The organism is Pseudomonas sp. MPB26 (assembly GCF_046605355.1).
Classification (GTDB): domain Bacteria; phylum Pseudomonadota; class Gammaproteobacteria; order Pseudomonadales; family Pseudomonadaceae; genus Aquipseudomonas; species Aquipseudomonas cedrina.
The window spans coordinates 2904152-2922986 of record NZ_CP176793.1; the positions used below are offsets into that span (position 1 = coordinate 2904152).

Here is an 18835-nt window from a genome sequence, read left to right on the forward strand (position 1 = left end):
TCATGGGTAAAATTATCGGCATCGACCTGGGGACCACCAACTCGTGCGTCTCGGTCATGGAAAACGGCAAAGCCAAAGTTATCGAGAACGCCGAAGGCGCGCGTACCACGCCGTCGATCATCGCTTACGCGAATGATGGCGAGATCCTGGTGGGTCAGTCGGCCAAGCGCCAGGCTGTCACCAATCCGCACAACACCCTGTACGCGGTAAAGCGTCTTATCGGTCGTAAGTTCGACGAAGAAGTCGTACAGAAAGACATCAAGATGGTGCCTTACAAAATCGCCAAGGCCGACAACGGTGACGCCTGGGTTGAGGTAAATGGCACTCGGATGTCCGCGCCGCAGATCTCGGCTGAAGTCTTGAAAAAGATGAAGAAGACTGCCGAAGACTACCTCGGTGAAACAGTGACCGAAGCGGTGATCACCGTTCCGGCCTACTTCAACGACAGCCAGCGCCAGGCAACCAAAGACGCCGGCCGTATCGCGGGCCTGGACGTAAAACGTATCATCAACGAACCAACCGCAGCTGCCCTGGCTTACGGTATGGACAAGGCCAAAGGCGACCACACCGTGATCGTTTATGACCTGGGTGGTGGTACTTTCGACGTCTCCGTCATCGAGATCGCTGAAGTTGACGGCGAGCACCAGTTCGAAGTGTTGGCCACCAACGGTGACACCTTCCTGGGTGGCGAAGACTTCGACATTCGTCTGATCGACTACCTCGTTGACGAATTCAAGAAAGAAAGCGGCATGAACCTCAAGGGTGACCCGCTGGCGATGCAGCGCCTGAAAGAAGCCGCTGAGAAAGCCAAGATCGAACTGTCCTCGAGCATGTCGACCGACGTGAACCTGCCGTACATCACTGCAGATGCCACCGGTCCTAAGCACTTGAACGTGAAGATTTCTCGCGCCAAGTTGGAAGCACTGGTTGAAGATCTGGTTCAGCGCACTATCGAGCCATGCCGCATTGCCCTGAAAGACGCCGGTATCGACGTGGGTTCCATTAACGACGTGATCCTGGTCGGTGGCCAGACCCGTATGCCGCTGGTGCAGCAGAAAGTTACCGAGTTCTTCGGCAAGGAAGCACGTAAAGACGTGAACCCGGACGAAGCGGTTGCCATGGGTGCTGCCATCCAAGGCGCGGTATTGGCCGGTGACGTGAAGGACGTGCTGCTGCTGGACGTGAGCCCGCTGACCCTGGGTATCGAAACCATGGGTGGCGTGATGACCGCGCTGATCGAGAAAAACACCACGATTCCTACCAAGAAATCCCAGGTGTTCTCGACTGCCGACGACAACCAGGGCGCTGTGACCATTCACGTGCTGCAAGGTGAGCGTAAGCAGGCTGCTCAGAACAAGTCCCTGGGCAAGTTCGATCTGGCCGAGATTCCACCAGCACCGCGTGGCGTGCCACAAATCGAAGTAACCTTCGACATCGATGCCAACGGCATCCTGCACGTCGGCGCGAAAGACAAGGCGACCGGCAAAGAGCAGAAGATCACCATCAAGGCCAACTCCGGTCTGTCTGATGAAGAAATTCAACAGATGATTCGTGATGCTGAAGCCAACGCCGATGCGGATGCCAAGTTTGCCGAACTGGCCGGTGCCCGTAACCAGGGTGATGCGCTGGTTCACTCGACGCGCAAAATGGTCGCTGACGCTGGCGACAAAGTGACTGCGGAAGAGAAGGTCGCGATCGAAGCTGCCGTGGTTGCCCTGGAAGCCGCTGTCAAAGGCGACGACAAGGCCGCTATCGAAGCCAGGATCGAGGAGCTGTCCAAAGTCTCTGCCCCGGTTGCTCAGAAAATGTATGCCGAACAAGGTCAGCCAGCTGACGCCGCGGCGCAACAGGCAGAGCCTGAAGCCAAGCACGACGACGTTGTCGATGCCGAGTTCGAAGAAGTCAAAGACAACAAGTAATTGGGTTGTCCGGTTGGCCGCTTTCAAGCGGTGACTGGTAGGATGTCGCCGCGCGGGAGCTTGCTCCCGCGTTGGCGTGTCTGGGGTATGCGAATTTTTACAGCATGCGACAACGTGCGGATGCTGGCGGTGTGATCGGGAATGCTCCTGCTTTCCGAGCAATAAATACCGCGTTTTGGCCGGGTCCCTGGCTGAAAGTAGTAACGACCAGGATCGTTGAATTGACGTGAGTTGGGTCCGGGCCTGTATTGGGGCTCAACGAGTTTGGCGGGGCTCAGGAGGGTCTGGCCGAACGTCCTTAAGAGTGCAAAGACTTATGGCAAAGCGTGACTATTACGAAGTGTTGGGTGTGGAGCGCGGCTCCAGCGAGGCGGACCTGAAGAAGGCCTACCGTCGCCTGGCGATGAAGCACCACCCGGACCGTAATCCGGACAGCAAAGAATCCGAAGAGATGTTCAAGGAGGCCAACGAGGCCTACGAATGCCTGTCTGATCCCAATAAACGTGCGGCCTACGACCAGTATGGCCATGCGGGCGTCGACCCGAGCATGGGCGGCGGCGGTGCCGGTTTTGGCGGTCAGAACTTCTCCGACATTTTCGGCGACGTATTCAGTGATTTCTTCGGCGGTGGCCGGGGCGGCCAGCGTGGTGGCGCCCAGCGCGGCAGCGATTTGCGTTACACCCTGGAATTGAACCTGGAAGAAGCCGTGCGCGGTACCAGCGTCAATATCCGCGTGCCAACGCTGGTCAATTGCAAGCCGTGCGATGGTTCGGGTGCCAAGAAAGGCTCATCGCCGATCACCTGTCCGACCTGCGGCGGTATCGGCCAGGTCCGCATGCAGCAAGGCTTCTTCTCGGTGCAGCAGACCTGCCCGCGTTGCCATGGCCAGGGCAAGATCATTTCCGACCCGTGCGACGCCTGCCACGGAGAAGGTCGCGTCGAAGAGTACAAGACGCTGTCGGTGAAAGTGCCGGCGGGCGTGGACACCGGTGACCGCATTCGCTTGTCGGGTGAGGGCGAGGCGGGTGCCCAGGGCGGGCCTACAGGCGATCTGTACGTGGTGATCAGTGTGCGTGAGCACTCGATCTTCCAGCGCGACGGCAAGCACCTGTTCTGCGAAGTGCCGATCAGCTTTGTCGATGCAGCCTTGGGTGGCGAGCTGGAAATCCCGACGCTCGATGGTCGCGTCAAACTGAAGATCCCTGAGGGGACTCAAACCGGCAAGCAGTTCCGTATCCGTGGCAAAGGCGTTGCGCCGGTGCGCGGTGGTGGAGCGGGTGACCTGATGTGCCGCGTCGCGGTTGAAACGCCGGTCAACCTGGGGCGGCGTCAGCGCGAACTGTTGGAAGAGTTCCGCAGCTCCCTGGAAGGCGATGACTCGCACTCGCCGAAAACCACGGGCTTCTTCGATGGCGTGAAGCGCTTCTTCGGCGACCTGTAAGGAATTGAATATGCGACGTATAGCCGTAATGGGCGCAGCCGGGCGCATGGGCAAGACGCTGGTGGAGGCGGTACAGCTGCGTTCGCCGGCCTCTGGCCTGACGGCGGCGATTGTTCGTCCGGGCAGCACGTTGATCGGCGCGGACGCGGGTGAGTTGGCTTCATTGGGGCGTATCGGCGTTTCGTTGTCCGGCAACCTGGAGCAGGTGGCCGATGAGTTCGATGTGCTGATCGATTTCACCCTGCCGGAAGTGATGCTGAAAAACCTGGCGTTCTGCCGTAAGGCGGGCAAGGCCATGGTAATCGGCACCACCGGGTTGACGGCAGAGCAAAAGCATTTGCTGGCGGACGCGGGCAAGGATATTCCCATCGTCTTCGCCGCCAACTTCAGCGTCGGCGTGAACCTGTCCCTCAAATTGCTCGACCTCGCGGCGCGGGTGTTGGGTGACGAGGCGGATATCGAGATCATTGAGACCCATCACCGTCACAAGATCGATGCGCCGTCGGGCACTGCCTTGCGCATGGGCGAGGCGATTGCCGATGCGTTGGGCCGCGATTTGTCGAAAGTGGCGGTGTACGGTCGTGAAGGCCATACCGGTGCGCGTGCGCGTGACACCATTGGTTTTGCAACGGTGCGCGGTGGCGATGTGGTCGGTGATCACACCGTGTTGTTCGCCAGTGAAGGCGAGCGCCTGGAAATCACGCACAAGGCGTCCAGTCGCATGACCTTTGCCAAGGGGGCGGTACGTGCTGCGCTCTGGTTGGAAGGCCGCGAGCCGGGCCTGTACGACATGCGTGATGTGCTGGATCTGCACTAATCAGTAGCTAAAACAGGGCCTCAAGCTTATGCTTGGGGCCCGTTTTTACCCGCTAAGCGACGCCCTGTCGCATTCCCCTGCCTTTAAGGCTCATTAGCGGTGGACCAAAAAAGCCTTTTTCTGTAAGCTACAGCTTTAGTGTGTCCACTAAAAGCGCGCAGAATAATTCAGTGAAGAAGCGGGGTGACGTGTCCATACGTCACTCCGCTTTTTTGCAACCTGCGATCGCCCTTTCAGGCTTTATTTACGGGAGGTCTTCTTGACTAAGCCAGCCATACTCGCCCTTGCTGATGGCAGCATTTTTCGCGGCGAAGCCATTGGAGCCGACGGTCAAACCGTTGGAGAGGTGGTGTTCAACACCGCCATGACCGGCTATCAGGAAATCCTTACCGATCCTTCCTACGCCCAACAGATCGTTACCCTGACCTATCCGCACATCGGCAACACCGGTACTACACCGGAAGACGTCGAGTCTGATCGTGTCTGGTCGGCTGGTCTGGTGATTCGTGACCTGCCACTGGTTGCGAGCAACTGGCGTAACACGATGTCGCTCTCCGATTACCTGAAAGCCAACAACGTTGTGGCGATCGCCGGTATCGATACGCGCCGCCTCACGCGCATCCTGCGTGAAAAAGGCTCGCAGAACGGCTGCATCATGGTCGGTGAGAATATCTGCGAAGAGACGGCGATTGCCGCTGCGCAAGGTTTCCCTGGCCTTAAAGGCATGGATCTGGCGAAAGTCGTCAGTGTCAAAGAGAAGTACGAGTGGCGTTCCACTGTCTGGGACCTGAAGACCGACAGCCATGCGACGATCGATGCCGCTGAGTTGCCTTACCATGTTGTGGCCTACGATTACGGCGTGAAGTACAACATTCTGCGCATGCTGGTTGAGCGCGGCTGCCGCGTGACCGTAGTGCCGGCGCAAACTCCTGCCAGCGACGTGCTCGCCCTGCAGCCGGACGGCGTGTTCCTGTCCAACGGCCCCGGTGACCCGGAGCCCTGCGACTACGCCATCCAGGCCATCAAGGACGTGCTGGAAACCGACATTCCGGTGTTCGGTATCTGCCTCGGCCACCAGTTGCTGGCCCTGGCCTCCGGCGCCAAGACCCTGAAAATGGGTCACGGCCACCACGGCGCCAACCACCCCGTGCAAGACCTGGACACCGGCATCGTCATGATCACCAGCCAGAACCACGGTTTTGCGGTGGATGAAGCGACCCTGCCGGCGAACGTGCGCGCCATCCACAAGTCGCTGTTCGACGGTTCCCTGCAAGGCATCGAGCGCACCGACAAGAGCGCGTTCAGCTTCCAGGGCCACCCTGAAGCCAGCCCCGGCCCGAACGACGTAGCGCCGCTGTTCGACCGTTTCATCAATGAGATGGCCAAGCGACGCTGACTGAGCAGCCTGCGGGCGGCCCCGAATAGCGGTGGCCCCCGCAGGTTTTTCAAAGAGTGTTCAAGACGGCTTGCCGACTGACCTGCGGATTTGAGTGACAAACCCATGCCAAAACGTACAGACATAAAAAGCATCCTGATTCTCGGCGCTGGCCCGATCGTGATCGGCCAGGCCTGCGAATTCGACTACTCCGGCGCCCAGGCCTGTAAAGCCCTGCGCGAAGAGGGCTACCGCGTCATCCTGGTGAACTCCAACCCGGCCACCATCATGACCGACCCGGACATGGCCGACGCCACCTACATCGAACCGATCAAGTGGCAGACCGTTGCCAAGATCATCGAGAAAGAGCGTCCGGACGCGTTGCTGCCGACCATGGGCGGCCAGACCGCCCTGAACTGCGCCCTGGACCTGGAGCGCGAAGGCGTCCTGGAAAAGTTCGGCGTGGAGATGATCGGCGCAAACGCCGACACCATCGACAAGGCCGAAGACCGTTCGCGTTTCGACAAGGCGATGAAGTCCATCGGCCTTGACTGCCCGCGCTCCGGTATCGCCCACAGCATGGAAGAGGCCAACGCGGTTCTCGAAAAGCTGGGCTTCCCGTGCATTATCCGTCCGTCCTTCACCATGGGCGGCACCGGCGGTGGCATTGCTTACAACCGTGAAGAATTCGAAGAAATCTGCGCCCGTGGTCTGGATCTGTCGCCGACCAAAGAGCTGCTGATCGACGAATCCCTGATCGGCTGGAAAGAGTACGAGATGGAGGTAGTCCGCGACAAAAAGGACAACTGCATCATCGTCTGCTCCATCGAAAACTTCGACCCGATGGGCGTGCACACCGGCGACTCGATCACCGTTGCTCCGGCGCAGACCCTGACGGACAAGGAATACCAGATCATGCGTAACGCCTCGTTGGCGGTACTGCGTGAGATCGGCGTTGAAACCGGCGGCTCCAACGTTCAGTTCGGCATCTGCCCGGACACGGGCCGCATGGTCGTGATCGAGATGAACCCGCGTGTATCGCGTTCGTCGGCGCTGGCATCGAAAGCGACCGGCTTCCCGATCGCGCGTATCGCGGCCAAGCTGGCAATCGGTTACACCTTGGACGAGCTGCAAAACGAAATCACCGGCGGCGCCATGCCGGCGTCTTTCGAGCCGTCTATCGACTACGTTGTCACCAAGCTGCCGCGCTTTGCTTTCGAGAAATTCCCCAAGGCCGACGCGCGCCTGACCACTCAGATGAAGTCGGTCGGCGAAGTCATGGCCATCGGCCGCACCTTCCAGGAATCCCTGCAGAAAGCCCTGCGAGGCCTGGAAGTGGGCGTTTGCGGCCTGGACGAGAAGCTCGACCTGAGCAACCCGGAAAGCATGAGCATCCTCAAGCGTGAGCTGACCGTACCGGGCGCCGAGCGCATCTGGTACGTGGCTGACGCCTTCCGCGCCGGCATGAGCGTCGAAGACATCTTCGGCATGAACATGATCGACCCGTGGTTCCTGGTGCAGATCGAAGATCTGATCAAGGAAGAAGAGAAGGTCAAGACCCTCGGTCTGTCGTCCATCGACCGCGACCTGATGTTCCGCCTCAAGCGCAAAGGCTTCTCCGACCAGCGTCTGGCCAAGCTGCTGGGTGTGACCGAGAAAAACCTGCGGACCCATCGCCACAAGCTGGATATCTTTCCGGTCTACAAGCGCGTGGACACCTGTGCCGCTGAGTTCGCCACCGACACTGCCTACATGTACTCCACCTATGAGGAGGAGTGCGAAGCCGCGCCGTCGACCCGCGACAAGATCATCATCCTGGGTGGCGGTCCGAACCGTATCGGCCAGGGCATCGAGTTCGACTATTGCTGCGTACACGCCGCCCTTGCGCTGCGCGAAGACGGTTACGAGACCATCATGGTCAACTGCAACCCGGAAACCGTTTCCACTGACTACGACACTTCCGACCGTCTTTACTTCGAGCCGGTCACCCTGGAAGACGTGTTGGAAATCTGTCGCGTCGAGAAGCCCAAAGGCGTGATCGTCCAGTACGGTGGCCAAACCCCACTGAAACTGGCGCGCGCCCTGGAAGCGGCTGGCGTGCCGATCATCGGCACCAGCCCGGACGCCATCGACCGTGCGGAAGACCGTGAGCGCTTCCAGCAAATGGTTGAGCGCCTGAACCTGCGTCAGCCGCCAAACGCCACCGTGCGCAGCGAAGACGAAGCCATCCGCGCCGCCAGCAAGATCGGCTATCCGCTGGTGGTGCGTCCGTCCTACGTACTGGGCGGCCGGGCGATGGAAATCGTCTACGAAGAAGAAGAACTCAAGCGCTACCTGCGTGACGCGGTGAAAGTGTCCAACGACAGCCCGGTGCTGCTCGATCACTTCCTCAACTGCGCCATCGAGATGGACGTGGATGCGGTTTGCGACGGTACCGATGTGGTGATCGGCGCGATCATGCAGCACATCGAACAGGCGGGCGTTCACTCCGGTGACTCCGCGTGCTCGCTGCCGCCGTACTCGCTGCCGGCGCACATCCAGGACGAGATGCGCGAACAGGTCAAGAAAATGGCCTTGGAACTGGGCGTGGTCGGCCTGATGAACGTGCAGTTGGCGCTGCAAGGCGAAGACATCTACGTCATCGAGGTCAACCCACGTGCTTCGCGTACCGTGCCGTTTGTATCCAAGTGCATCGGCGTGTCCCTGGCCATGATCGCTGCCCGCGTGATGGCCGGTAAGACCCTGAAGGAAATCGGCTTCACCAAGGAAATCATTCCGAACTTCTACAGCGTGAAAGAGGCGGTGTTCCCCTTCGCCAAATTCCCTGGCGTGGACCCGATCCTGGGCCCTGAGATGAAGTCCACCGGTGAAGTGATGGGCGTGGGCGACACCTTCGGCGAAGCGTTCGCCAAGGCCCAGATGGGCGCCAGCGAAGTGCTGCCGACCGGCGGTACTGCGTTCATCAGCGTGCGTGATGATGACAAGCCACTGGTTGCAGGCGTGGCCCGTGATCTGATCAACTTGGGCTTCGAAATCGTGGCCACTGCCGGGACCGCCAAGCTGATCGAAGCCGCAGGCCTGAAAGTGCGTCGCGTGAACAAGGTGACGGAAGGCCGTCCGCACGTGGTCGACATGATCAAGAACGACGAAGTCACCTTGATCATCAACACCACCGAAGGTCGCCAGTCGATCGCGGACTCCTACTCCATTCGTCGTAATGCCTTGCAGCACAAGATCTACTGCACCACCACTATTGCTGCTGGCGAAGCTATCTGCGAAGCGCTCAAGTTCGGTCCGGAAAAGACCGTGCGTCGCTTGCAAGATCTACACGCAGGATTGAAGGCATGAGCATAACCAAATACCCGATGACCGTTCAGGGCGCTCGCGCCCTGGAAGAGGAACACGCCCACCTGACCAAGGTCGTTCGTCCAAAGCTGAGCCAGGATATCGGTACGGCCCGGGAACTGGGTGACCTGAAGGAAAACGCCGAATACCACGCTGCTCGCGAGCAGCAGGGTATGGTCGAGGCGCGCATCCGTGACATCGAAGGCCGCATGCAGAACGCGGTGATCATCGACGTAACGACCATTCCTCATACCGGTAAGGTGATTTTCGGCACCACCGTGGAAATCGCCAACGTCGAGACAGACGAGCGCGTGGTCTACCAAATCGTGGGTGAAGACGAGGCTGACTTCAAACTTGGCAAGATCTCCGTCGGTTCACCCCTTGCCCGTGCCTTGATTGCCAAGGAAGAGGGGGATGTGGTGTCCGTGAAAACCCCTGGCGGCGTGATCGAGTACGAGATTGTTGAAGTTCGTCACATCTGAAAGACGGCGCCCGCTTCGTGCGGGCGCCATGCTCTGGCAGCTCTCCCAGATGCTCTGGGTCGGCGGCCTGTGGTTGCTGCACATTGGTGTATTACCGGCGCTGGGCCTGATTGGCCTGGCGCCGTTGCTGATCGATGAGATCGATGGATTGCTCAGTGCGTTGCTGGTGGCTTTTGCGGCGACGTGCGTGACGCTCCAGGCGTTGGTGCTGGTCAAGGCCGAGGGCTTGGAGAGTTTGTGGCGGGATATTCGCGGGCAACTGCTGTTGATGGCGCTGTATGCGTGCGCAATGTATTGCATTGTGCATGTCTTGTTGCCGCAAGCGTTGCGCTGGCAGCTATTCAGCTATCTTGTGCTAGGGTTCTCCGGCCTGGTACTGGTTGTACAACCCGCACCGGGATGGAGTGGCGGGGCGCGCGAAGCACGCCCCTGACCCTTGTTTTACTTGAAGCGATGAACGTTCGACAACTGCTTGTTGACGCTGAAGTTCTTGCGATACAGCAGCGCCATCTTGCCGATGACCTGAACCAGGTCCGCCTTGCCCACCTTGCACAGTTCTGCAACGGCAGCCAGGCGCGCTTCGCGATCCAGGATGTTGACCTTGATCTTGATCAGTTCGTGATCGTTCAGTGCGCGTTCAAATTCGGCTAACACACCTTCAGTCAAGCCGTTATCTGCCACAATCAGAACTGGTTTCAGATGGTGGCCAATGGACTTGTACTGTTTCTTCTGCTCTTGAGTGAGCGGCATAATCTGACCCCTGCGTCTGATCTTGTAAAAAGCGGCGGCCAGTTTACCCGAGCGAGTCCGGGACCGCCCAGTTAATCACGACCCGTTTTATTTTTCGAGGTGGCCCGTGGCCCGTTCCAAAACCAGCCTTAAGTGGCTACAAGAACATTTCAACGATCCTTACGTCAAAAAGGCGCAAAAGGACGGCTACCGTTCCCGGGCCAGCTACAAGCTGCTGGAGATCCAGGACAAGGACAAATTGATCCGCCCCGGCATGAGCGTTATTGATCTGGGCGCGGCGCCGGGTGGCTGGTCCCAGGTGACCAGTCGTCTGATTGGTGGGCAGGGACGCTTGATCGCTTCCGACATCCTGGAGATGGACAGCATCCCGGATGTGACCTTTGTTCACGGCGATTTCACCCAGGACACCGTGCTCGCACAGATTCTCGAGGCTGTGGGAAATTCCCAGGTGGACCTTGTGATTTCCGACATGGCCCCCAATATGAGTGGATTACCGGCCGTCGATATGCCGCGCGCGATGTTCCTTTGTGAGCTGGCGCTGGATTTGGCGGGTCGGGTTCTGCGTCCTGGTGGTGATTTTCTGGTGAAAGTCTTTCAGGGCGAAGGGTTTGACGAGTACCACAAGAACATCCGCAAGCTGTTCGACAAGGTGCAGACGCGCAAGCCTGACTCTTCCCGGGACCGGTCTCGGGAGCAATATCTGCTCTGCCGCGGCTTCCGCGGCGTAGAAGGCGCTGCGAGCGAAGAGCGTTTTTAAGGAATTCGAGGAGGGCGATAGGTTTTTTTATTTCGCTTTCGTCACGAAGCTTTACGAATATTGTGTAGTCAAAGTTTCACAAAGGGTTACAGACGGCGCCTGCCAGAGTTGTAGGTAATGTAGTAAGTTAGGCCGGTGAATATCATGCGAAGCACGCGCCAGTAGCGGAGCTTGCTTCAGAGGGTAGTTAATTGAACGATATGGCAAAGAATCTGATCCTGTGGTTGATCATCGCGGCTGTCCTGGTGACGGTGATGAACAACTTCTCCAGCCCTAACGAGCCGCAGACCCTCAACTATTCAGACTTCATCCAGCAAGTTAAGGATGGCAAGGTCGAGCGCGTAGCGGTAGATGGCTACGTGATTACCGGCAAGCGAATTGATGGCGACAGCTTCAAGACCATTCGTCCGGCAATCCAGGACAACGGTCTGATCGGCGACCTGGTGGACAACAAGGTCGTTGTGGAAGGCAAGCAGCCCGAGCAGCAGAGCATCTGGACCCAACTGTTGGTGGCCAGCTTCCCGATCCTGGTGATCATCGCCGTGTTCATGTTCTTCATGCGCCAGATGCAAGGCGGCGCGGGAGGCAAGGGCGGGCCCATGAGTTTCGGCAAGAGCAAGGCGCGCCTGCTCTCCGAGGATCAGGTGAAGACTACCCTGGCTGACGTTGCCGGTTGTGACGAAGCCAAGGAAGAAGTCGGCGAGCTGGTCGAGTTCCTGCGCGATCCGGGCAAGTTCCAGCGCCTGGGCGGCCGCATTCCTCGTGGCGTATTGATGGTCGGTCCTCCGGGTACGGGTAAGACCTTGCTGGCCAAGGCGATTGCCGGCGAAGCCAAGGTGCCTTTCTTCACCATCTCCGGTTCCGACTTCGTCGAAATGTTCGTCGGCGTGGGTGCCAGCCGTGTTCGCGATATGTTCGAACAGGCCAAGAAGCACGCGCCATGCATCATTTTTATCGATGAAATCGACGCCGTCGGTCGCCATCGTGGCGCCGGCATGGGCGGTGGTCACGATGAGCGTGAGCAGACCCTCAATCAATTGCTGGTCGAGATGGACGGTTTCGAAATGAACGATGGCATCATCGTCATCGCCGCCACCAACCGTCCGGACGTACTTGACCCGGCGTTGCTGCGTCCAGGCCGCTTCGACCGTCAGGTTGTGGTGGGCTTGCCGGATATCCGCGGTCGCGAACAGATCCTGAAAGTACACATGCGCAAAGTGCCCATGGGTGATGATGTGGCTCCGGCCGTGATTGCCCGTGGTACACCGGGTTTCTCCGGTGCCGACCTTGCCAACCTGGTCAACGAGGCGTCGCTGTTCGCCGCCCGTACCGGCAAGCGCATCGTTGAAATGAAAGAGTTCGAACTGGCGAAAGACAAGATCATGATGGGCGCCGAGCGCAAATCCATGGTCATGTCCGAGAAAGAGAAGCAGAACACGGCCTACCACGAAGCGGGTCATGCAATCGTCGGACGCGTAGTGCCTGAGCACGACCCGGTCTACAAAGTGTCGATTATTCCTCGTGGGCGGGCGCTGGGTGTCACCATGTTCCTGCCGGAAGAGGATCGTTACAGCCTCTCCAAGCGTGCGTTGATCAGCCAGATCTGCTCCCTCTACGGCGGTCGTATCGCCGAGGAAATGACCCTGGGCTTTGACGGTGTGACGACAGGTGCCTCCAACGACATCATGCGTGCCAGTCAAATTGCGCGGAATATGGTGACCAAATGGGGCTTGTCCGAGAAACTTGGCCCGTTGATGTATGCCGAGGAAGAAGGTGAGGTGTTCCTGGGTCGTGGCGGCGGCGGTCAAAGCGCCAGCTTCTCCGGCGAGACCGCCAAGCTGATCGATTCCGAGGTGCGCAGTATCATTGACCAGTGCTATGGCACCGCCAAGCAGATCCTGACCGACAACCGTGACAAGCTGGACGCCATGGCTGATGCGTTGATGAAGTACGAGACCATTGACGCCGACCAGATCGACGACATCATGGCCGGCCGTACCCCGCGCGAGCCTCGCGATTGGGAAGGTGGTTCGGGCACCTCGGGCACTCCGCCCGTGGTACAGAATGAACGCCCAGAAACTCCGATCGGCGGCCCCGCAGCTGACGTCTAAGGTTTGAAATGACTTCTGTGTCGTCCTCCACCCGGTTGCCTTGCGGCAACCGGGTTCTTGATTTGGCTCATGCGCATGTCATGGGCATCCTTAACGTAACTCCTGACTCCTTTTCCGATGGCGGCCGCTTCAGCCAGCTTGATGCTGCCTTGCGTCATGCCGAGGCGATGGCGGCGGCGGGCGCGACGCTGATTGATGTGGGCGGTGAGTCGACCCGGCCTGGTGCGCGCGCGGTTTCTCCCTTGGAGGAGCTGGAGAGGGTGGCGCCAATCGTAGAGCGTATTGCGCGTGAACTGGACGTGATCATTTCGGTGGATACGTCGACGCCTGCGGTGATGCGCGAAACTGCGCGCCTGGGAGCAGGCCTGATCAACGATGTGCGCGCTCTGCAGCGTGACGGTGCCCTTGATGCCGCTGCCGCGACCGGTTTGCCGGTATGCCTGATGCATATGCGCGGCGAGCCCGGCAATATGCAGGACAGTCTTCACTATGATGACCTAGTCGGCGAAGTGAGTGGTTTTCTCGCCGAGCGAATGGCTCAGTGCGCTGCCGTCGGGATTGCTGCGCATAAGATCATCCTCGACCCCGGCTTCGGCTTTGCCAAGACCCTGCAGCACAATTTAAGCCTGTTCAAGCATATGGAGTCCTTGCATCGCCTTGGGCGGCCGCTGCTGGTCGGCGTTTCGCGCAAGAGCATGATAGGGCTCGCCCTGAATCGTCCGGTGGGCGAGCGGTTGTACGGTGGACTTGCACTGGCGGCGCTTGCGGTAGCCAAGGGCGCACGTATCTTGCGTGTGCACGATGTCGCCGAGACAGTGGATGTGGTGCGTATGATTAGCGCGGTAGAATCAGCCGAATAAGAATGATGGAGCACTTATGACTAAAAAATACTTTGGCACCGACGGTATCCGTGGTCGGGTCGGCGAATTCCCGATTACCCCCGATTTCATGCTCAAGCTGGGCTGGGCGGCGGGCATGGCGTTCCGCAGCATGGGCGCGTGCCGCATCCTGGTGGGCAAGGACACCCGCATCTCGGGGTATATGTTCGAGTCCGCGCTGGAGGCGGGCCTGTCCGCGGCGGGTGCCGATGTGATGCTGCTGGGGCCGATGCCTACGCCAGCGATCGCCTACCTCACGCGTACCTTTCACGCTGAGGCCGGTATCGTGATCAGCGCCTCGCACAATCCCCATGACGACAACGGCATCAAGTTCTTTTCGGGCCAGGGCACCAAGCTGCCGGACGAAATCGAGTTGATGATCGAAGAGCTGCTGGATGCGCCGATGACGGTGGTTGAGTCCAGCAAGCTGGGCAAGGTATCGCGTATCAATGATGCATCCGGCCGTTATATCGAATTCTGCAAGAGCAGTGTGCCCAGCAGCACCAATTTCGCAGGCCTGAAAATTGTGGTCGATTGCGCGCATGGTGCTACCTACAAAGTGGCACCCAGCGTATTCAAGGAATTGGGCGCGGACGTCACGGTGCTGTCGGCCCAGCCTAACGGGTTGAACATCAACGACAACTGCGGCTCCACGCACATGGAGCAGTTGCAGGCGGCCGTTCTCGCCGAGCATGCCGACCTGGGCATTGCCTTCGACGGTGACGGTGACCGTGTACTCATGGTGGATCACACCGGGGCTATCGTTGACGGTGATGATCTGTTGTTCATCATTGCCCGTGACCTGCACGAGCGTAACAAGCTGCAAGGCGGCGTCGTCGGCACGCTCATGAGCAACCTTGGGCTTGAGCTGGCCTTGGCCGACCTGGGTATTCCGTTCGTGCGCGCCAACGTCGGTGACCGTTATGTGATCGCCGAGCTGCTTGAGCGTAACTGGCTGGTGGGGGGGGAGAACTCCGGGCATATTGTCTGCTTCCAGCACACCACCACCGGTGATGCGATCATCGCTGCGCTGCAGGTGCTGCTGTCGCTGCGTCGTCGCCAAGAGAGCCTGGCACAGGCGCGCCAGGCGCTGCGCAAGTGTCCGCAAGTGCTGCTCAACGTGCGTTTTGGCGGTGGCGAAAACCCGATCGAGCACCCGGCTGTCAAAGAGGCGTGCGAGCGCGTGACCCTTGCAATGGCGGGGCGTGGTCGCGTGTTGTTGCGCAAGTCCGGCACAGAGCCTCTGGTGCGTGTCATGGTCGAAGGTGATGACGAAACGCAAGTTCGCGGCCATGCTGAAGACCTGGCAAAACTGGTAACTGAAGTTTGCGCCTGAATTCGGCTTGCCAGTGATGATGTGGTTGGGTAACATCTGCGCCCACTTTGACCGACGGGGTACAGCATGCGTCGCACTATGGTAGCTGGTAACTGGAAGATGCACGGTACCCGCGCCAGTGTCGCTGAGCTGATCAATGGCCTTCGTCACCTGGCCTTGCCTGGCGGTGTTGATGTCGCGGTTTTCCCGCCTTTCCTGCATATCGGCCAAGTGGTTGATGGCTTGAAAGGTCAGTCGATTCAGGTCGGCGCGCAGAATTCTGCGGTGGAACCCGCCCAAGGTGCGTTGACCGGTGAGATTGCGCCGAGTCAGTTGGTTGATGCAGGTTGTGCCTATGTGCTTGTCGGGCACTCCGAGCGCCGCCAGTTGATGGGTGAAAGCGATCAAGTGCTCAATCGCAAGTTCGCAGCGGCACAGGCTTGTGGCTTGATCCCGGTGTTGTGCATAGGGGAGACCCTGGAGCAGCGCGAATCGGGCAAGACGCTTGAAGTTGTCTCGCGTCAGCTGGGCAGTATCATCGAAGAGCTGGGTGTCGGTGCATTTGCGAAGGCGGTCATTGCTTACGAGCCGGTCTGGGCCATTGGTACCGGGCTGACTGCTACACCGCAACAGGCGCAGGATGTGCACGCAGCCATCCGCGCGCAGTTGGCGGCAGAGAATTCTGAAGTCGCACAAGGTGTGCGTCTTCTATACGGCGGCAGCGTGAAGGCGGCCAATGCGGTCGAACTGTTCGGCATGCCGGATATCGATGGGGGGCTCATTGGTGGAGCGTCCCTGAATGCAGATGAGTTCGGTGCGATCTGTCGCGCCGCGGGAAACTGAAAAAATGCTGGAAACAGTCGTAGTCGTTTTTCATCTGTTGGCTGCCCTGGGCGTAGTTGCCCTGGTTTTGTTGCAACAGGGTAAAGGTGCGGATGCTGGTGCGTCTTTCGGTGCAGGTGCTTCAAATACTGTATTCGGAAGCCAAGGTTCCTCTACCTTTCTTAGTAAGTTTACTGCTATACTTGCCGCCGGTTTCTTCATAACCAGCTTGGGGTTAGGTTACTTTGCTAAAGAGAAAGCTCATGTGCTGACTCAAGTAGGTCTCCCGAACCCAGCAGTGTTGGAAGTACCGAAAGCAAAACCGGCTTCTGATGATGTCCCGGTGCTTCAAGAGCAAAAGTCGGCTACTCCAGCGACTGACGTACCTCCAGCTCAAGAGCAGAAGTAAGAAGGTTGTAAGTGCTGTATTGCCGAGGTGGTGGAATTGGTAGACACGCAACCTTGAGGTGGTTGTGCCCATAGGGTGTAGGGGTTCGAGTCCCCTTCTCGGTACCAATTATCAGGAGAGCCCGCTGTTGCGGGCTTTCTTGTAGGTGGAAGGTTACATTGACCCTGTAAGGGATCGGTCGTATACTTCCGCCCCAGCTTTGTCGCGGGGTGGAGCAGTCTGGTAGCTCGTCGGGCTCATAACCCGAAGGTCGTCGGTTCAAATCCGGCCCCCGCAACCAGTTTTAGCGGAGCCCCTTTTAAGGGGCTTTTTGTTAGCTGGACACTTTCAACGCCGCTGTTCGACGGCGTTTCAAGGATGGGCGTTTCGCCCATTTTTTTATTTTGCACAGCATGCACATACATGCACGAGGGGGTTCAGGTGTCGAGCAAGCTAGAAGAGTTGCAGGCCTTGTTGGCCCCGGTGATCGTGGCCCTAGGCTATGAATGCTGGGGTATTGAGTTTTCGGCTCAAGGTCGCCACTCAATGTTGCGCGTTTATATCGATAAAGAGGGCGGTGTGCTGGTGGACGATTGCGCCATTGTCAGCCGCCAGATCAGCGGTGTGCTGGATGTTGAAGATCCAATCGCCGTTGAATACACCCTCGAAGTTTCCTCGCCAGGCATGGAACGCCCACTGTTCACTATTGATCAGTTTGCAAAATTTGCCGGTGAACAAGTGAAGATCAAGCTGCGCTCTCCCTTCGAAGGGCGACGCAACTTTCAGGGCCTTCTGCGCGGTGTAGAAGAACAGGATGTCGTGGTGCAGGTAGAAGACCATGAGTTCCTATTGCCGATCGATATGATCGACAAGGCCAACATTATTCCCAGTTTTGACTGAGACGCGGATCCCGCGGATCCAATGGCTTGCGAAAGGCGAGGCGTACGATGAGCAAAGAAGTACTGCTGGTTGTTGAGTCGGTATCCAATGAAAAGGGCGTACCGGCAAACGTGATTTTTGAAGCGCTGGAGCTGGCCCTGGCCACTGCGACCAAAAAGCGTTTTGAAGACGAAGTTGATCTGCGTGTGGAAATCAACCGCCACACCGGTGCCTATGAGACTTTCCGTCGCTGGACGGTCGTCGAAGAAGCCGATCTTGATGATCCGGCCATCGAAACCTGGCCGAGCAAGGTTGCGCAAACGCATCCTGGCGCCCAGGTCGGTGATGTTGTCGAAGAAAAGATCGAATCGATCGAGTTCGGTCGTATCGCTGCACAGACTGCCAAGCAGGTCATCGTGCAGAAGGTTCGCGAAGCCGAGCGCGCGCAAGTCGTTGACGCCTATCGCGAGCGCCTGGGTGAAATCATCTCCGGCACCGTGAAAAAAGTCACCCGCGACAACGTGATCGTTGACCTGGGTAACAATGCTGAAGCGTTGCTGGCCCGTGAAGACATCATCTCTCGCGAAACCTTCCGTGTCGGCGTGCGCCTGCGTGCGCTGCTCAAGGAAATCCGCACCGAGAACCGCGGCCCCCAGCTGATCCTGTCGCGTACCGCGCCGGAAATGCTGATCGAGCTGTTCCGTATCGAAGTGCCGGAAATCGCCGAAGGCCTGATCGAAGTCATGGCAGCGTCCCGCGACCCGGGTTCGCGCGCCAAGATCGCGGTCCGTTCCAAGGACAAACGAATCGACCCGCAAGGCGCTTGCATCGGTATGCGCGGTTCGCGTGTCCAGGCAGTGTCGGGCGAATTGGGCGGTGAGCGTGTAGACATCGTCCTTTGGGACGATAACCCGGCGCAGTTTGTGATCAACGCCATGTCGCCGGCTGAAGTGGCGGCAATTATCGTTGACGAAGATGCCCATGCAATGGACATCGCCGTTGGCGCAGACAATCTGGCTCAGGCCATTGGTCGTGGTGGGCAGAACGTGCGTCTGGCCAGCCAACTGACCGGTTGGACCCTGAACGTGATGACCGAATCGGACATCCAGGCTAAACAGCAAGCGGAAACCGGCGACATCCTGCGCAACTTTATCGAAGAGCTTGAAGTCGATGAAGAACTGGCGCAGGTGCTGGTGGACGAAGGCTTTACCAGCCTGGAAGAGATTGCCTACGTACCGGTGGAGGAGATGCTCAACATCGACGGCTTTGACGAGGATATCGTCAACGAGCTTCGCGCTCGGGCCAAGGATCGTTTGTTGACCAAAGCCATCGCTACTGAGGAAAAGCTGGCAGACGCCCATCCGGCCGAAGACCTGCTCTCGCTTGAGGGTATGGACAAGGATCTGGCGATGGAACTGGCGGTGCGCGGCGTAATTACCCGCGAAGACCTGGCCGAGCAGTCTATTGACGATCTGCTCGACATCGACGGCATTGACGATGATCGTGCCGGCAAGTTGATCATGGCCGCCCGAGCCCATTGGTTCGAGTAACTAGGC

At 58.7% G+C, this 18835-nt stretch carries 16 protein-coding genes and 2 tRNA genes; 17 read left to right on the forward strand and 1 reads right to left on the reverse strand.

Features of this window, described 5'->3' with window-relative positions; genetic code table 11:
• Positions 1 to 2: 2 nt before the first annotated feature.
• The 7 genes from dnaK (at position 3) to ACLH0H_RS13400 (ending at position 9812) form a co-directional block, all read left to right on the forward strand.
• Positions 3 to 1919, forward strand: coding sequence for a molecular chaperone DnaK (gene dnaK, locus ACLH0H_RS13370; RefSeq protein WP_411382308.1), 1917 nt, complete (start codon positions 3 to 5; stop codon positions 1917 to 1919).
• Between the two features lie 316 nt (positions 1920 to 2235).
• On the forward strand, positions 2236 to 3360 hold the full coding sequence (gene dnaJ / locus ACLH0H_RS13375; RefSeq protein ID WP_169377600.1) for a molecular chaperone DnaJ: 1125 nt from the start codon (positions 2236 to 2238) through the stop codon (positions 3358 to 3360).
• A gap of 10 nt (positions 3361 to 3370) precedes the next feature.
• Positions 3371 to 4177 carry a 4-hydroxy-tetrahydrodipicolinate reductase gene (dapB, locus tag ACLH0H_RS13380; RefSeq protein WP_076952830.1) on the forward strand — a complete coding sequence of 269 codons (807 nt, stop codon included), beginning with the start codon at positions 3371 to 3373 and terminating at the stop codon, positions 4175 to 4177.
• Between the two features lie 259 nt (positions 4178 to 4436).
• Positions 4437 to 5573, forward strand: coding sequence for a glutamine-hydrolyzing carbamoyl-phosphate synthase small subunit (gene carA / locus ACLH0H_RS13385; protein ID WP_411382309.1), 1137 nt, complete (start codon positions 4437 to 4439; stop codon positions 5571 to 5573).
• Positions 5574 to 5678: 105 nt separating this feature from the next.
• The gene (gene carB, locus ACLH0H_RS13390; protein WP_411382310.1) at positions 5679 to 8900 is read left to right on the forward strand and encodes a carbamoyl-phosphate synthase large subunit; all 3222 of its coding nucleotides are present in this window, start codon (positions 5679 to 5681) and stop codon (positions 8898 to 8900) included.
• Positions 8901 to 8902: 2 nt separating this feature from the next.
• A complete protein-coding gene (gene greA / locus ACLH0H_RS13395; RefSeq protein WP_076952884.1) occupies positions 8903 to 9379 on the forward strand; it encodes a transcription elongation factor GreA in 477 nt (158 codons plus the stop codon).
• A 28-nt stretch (positions 9380 to 9407) separates the two neighbouring features.
• Positions 9408 to 9812: an MFS transporter gene (locus tag ACLH0H_RS13400; RefSeq protein WP_411382311.1), complete on the forward strand. Its 405-nt coding sequence runs from the start codon at positions 9408 to 9410 to the stop codon at positions 9810 to 9812.
• Between the two features lie 8 nt (positions 9813 to 9820).
• Here ACLH0H_RS13400 and ACLH0H_RS13405 read toward each other — a convergent pair whose 3' ends face one another.
• Positions 9821 to 10129 carry a YhbY family RNA-binding protein gene (locus tag ACLH0H_RS13405; RefSeq protein WP_003176146.1) on the reverse strand — a complete coding sequence of 103 codons (309 nt, stop codon included), beginning with the start codon at positions 10127 to 10129 and terminating at the stop codon, positions 9821 to 9823.
• 106 nt (positions 10130 to 10235) lie between these two features.
• On the opposite strand from ACLH0H_RS13405, the gene rlmE reads away from it, so the two are divergent.
• The 10 genes from rlmE (at position 10236) to nusA (ending at position 18829) form a co-directional block, all read left to right on the forward strand.
• On the forward strand, positions 10236 to 10886 hold the full coding sequence (gene rlmE / locus ACLH0H_RS13410; protein WP_015885924.1) for a 23S rRNA (uridine(2552)-2'-O)-methyltransferase RlmE: 651 nt from the start codon (positions 10236 to 10238) through the stop codon (positions 10884 to 10886).
• A gap of 200 nt (positions 10887 to 11086) precedes the next feature.
• On the forward strand, positions 11087 to 12997 hold the full coding sequence (gene ftsH, locus ACLH0H_RS13415) for an ATP-dependent zinc metalloprotease FtsH (RefSeq protein WP_076952834.1): 1911 nt from the start codon (positions 11087 to 11089) through the stop codon (positions 12995 to 12997).
• 8 nt (positions 12998 to 13005) lie between these two features.
• Positions 13006 to 13857 (forward strand): dihydropteroate synthase, encoded by an 852-nt coding sequence (gene folP / locus ACLH0H_RS13420; protein ID WP_411382312.1) that lies wholly within the window; start codon positions 13006 to 13008, stop codon positions 13855 to 13857.
• Positions 13858 to 13873: 16 nt separating this feature from the next.
• Positions 13874 to 15211 (forward strand): phosphoglucosamine mutase, encoded by a 1338-nt coding sequence (gene glmM / locus ACLH0H_RS13425; protein ID WP_411382313.1) that lies wholly within the window; start codon positions 13874 to 13876, stop codon positions 15209 to 15211.
• 66 nt (positions 15212 to 15277) lie between these two features.
• Positions 15278 to 16033, forward strand: coding sequence for a triose-phosphate isomerase (gene tpiA / locus ACLH0H_RS13430; RefSeq protein WP_076952837.1), 756 nt, complete (start codon positions 15278 to 15280; stop codon positions 16031 to 16033).
• A 4-nt stretch (positions 16034 to 16037) separates the two neighbouring features.
• Positions 16038 to 16421 (forward strand): preprotein translocase subunit SecG, encoded by a 384-nt coding sequence (gene secG, locus ACLH0H_RS13435; protein WP_010206600.1) that lies wholly within the window; start codon positions 16038 to 16040, stop codon positions 16419 to 16421.
• Positions 16422 to 16442: 21 nt separating this feature from the next.
• Positions 16443 to 16528, forward strand: a tRNA-Leu gene (locus ACLH0H_RS13440).
• Positions 16529 to 16624: 96 nt separating this feature from the next.
• Positions 16625 to 16701: transfer RNA gene (locus ACLH0H_RS13445), tRNA-Met, on the forward strand.
• A gap of 140 nt (positions 16702 to 16841) precedes the next feature.
• Entirely contained in the window at positions 16842 to 17300 is a 459-nt protein-coding gene (gene rimP / locus ACLH0H_RS13450) for a ribosome maturation factor RimP (RefSeq protein WP_034117933.1), read from the forward strand.
• Positions 17301 to 17347: 47 nt separating this feature from the next.
• Positions 17348 to 18829 (forward strand): transcription termination factor NusA, encoded by a 1482-nt coding sequence (gene nusA, locus ACLH0H_RS13455; RefSeq protein WP_076952839.1) that lies wholly within the window; start codon positions 17348 to 17350, stop codon positions 18827 to 18829.
• Positions 18830 to 18835: the final 6 nt, after the last annotated feature.

Bases quoted from the DNA above. Each gene is read 5' to 3' on its own strand.
- carB (WP_411382310.1), top strand. From the start codon at position 5,679: ATGCCAAAACGTACAGACATAAAAAGCATCCTGATTCTCGGCGCTGGC.
- ACLH0H_RS13400 (WP_411382311.1), top strand. From the start codon at position 9,408: ATGCTCTGGCAGCTCTCCCAGATGCTCTGGGTCGGCGGCCTGTGGTTG.
- dnaK (WP_411382308.1), top strand. From the start codon at position 3: ATGGGTAAAATTATCGGCATCGACCTGGGGACCACCAACTCGTGCGTC.
- ACLH0H_RS13405 (WP_003176146.1), bottom strand. From the start codon at position 10,129: ATGCCGCTCACTCAAGAGCAGAAGAAACAGTACAAGTCCATTGGCCAC.
- nusA (WP_076952839.1), top strand. From the start codon at position 17,348: ATGAGCAAAGAAGTACTGCTGGTTGTTGAGTCGGTATCCAATGAAAAG.
- glmM (WP_411382313.1), top strand. From the start codon at position 13,874: ATGACTAAAAAATACTTTGGCACCGACGGTATCCGTGGTCGGGTCGGC.
- dnaJ (WP_169377600.1), top strand. From the start codon at position 2,236: ATGGCAAAGCGTGACTATTACGAAGTGTTGGGTGTGGAGCGCGGCTCC.
- ftsH (WP_076952834.1), top strand. From the start codon at position 11,087: ATGGCAAAGAATCTGATCCTGTGGTTGATCATCGCGGCTGTCCTGGTG.
- dapB (WP_076952830.1), top strand. From the start codon at position 3,371: ATGCGACGTATAGCCGTAATGGGCGCAGCCGGGCGCATGGGCAAGACG.
- secG (WP_010206600.1), top strand. From the start codon at position 16,038: ATGCTGGAAACAGTCGTAGTCGTTTTTCATCTGTTGGCTGCCCTGGGC.
- folP (WP_411382312.1), top strand. From the start codon at position 13,006: ATGACTTCTGTGTCGTCCTCCACCCGGTTGCCTTGCGGCAACCGGGTT.
- tpiA (WP_076952837.1), top strand. From the start codon at position 15,278: ATGCGTCGCACTATGGTAGCTGGTAACTGGAAGATGCACGGTACCCGC.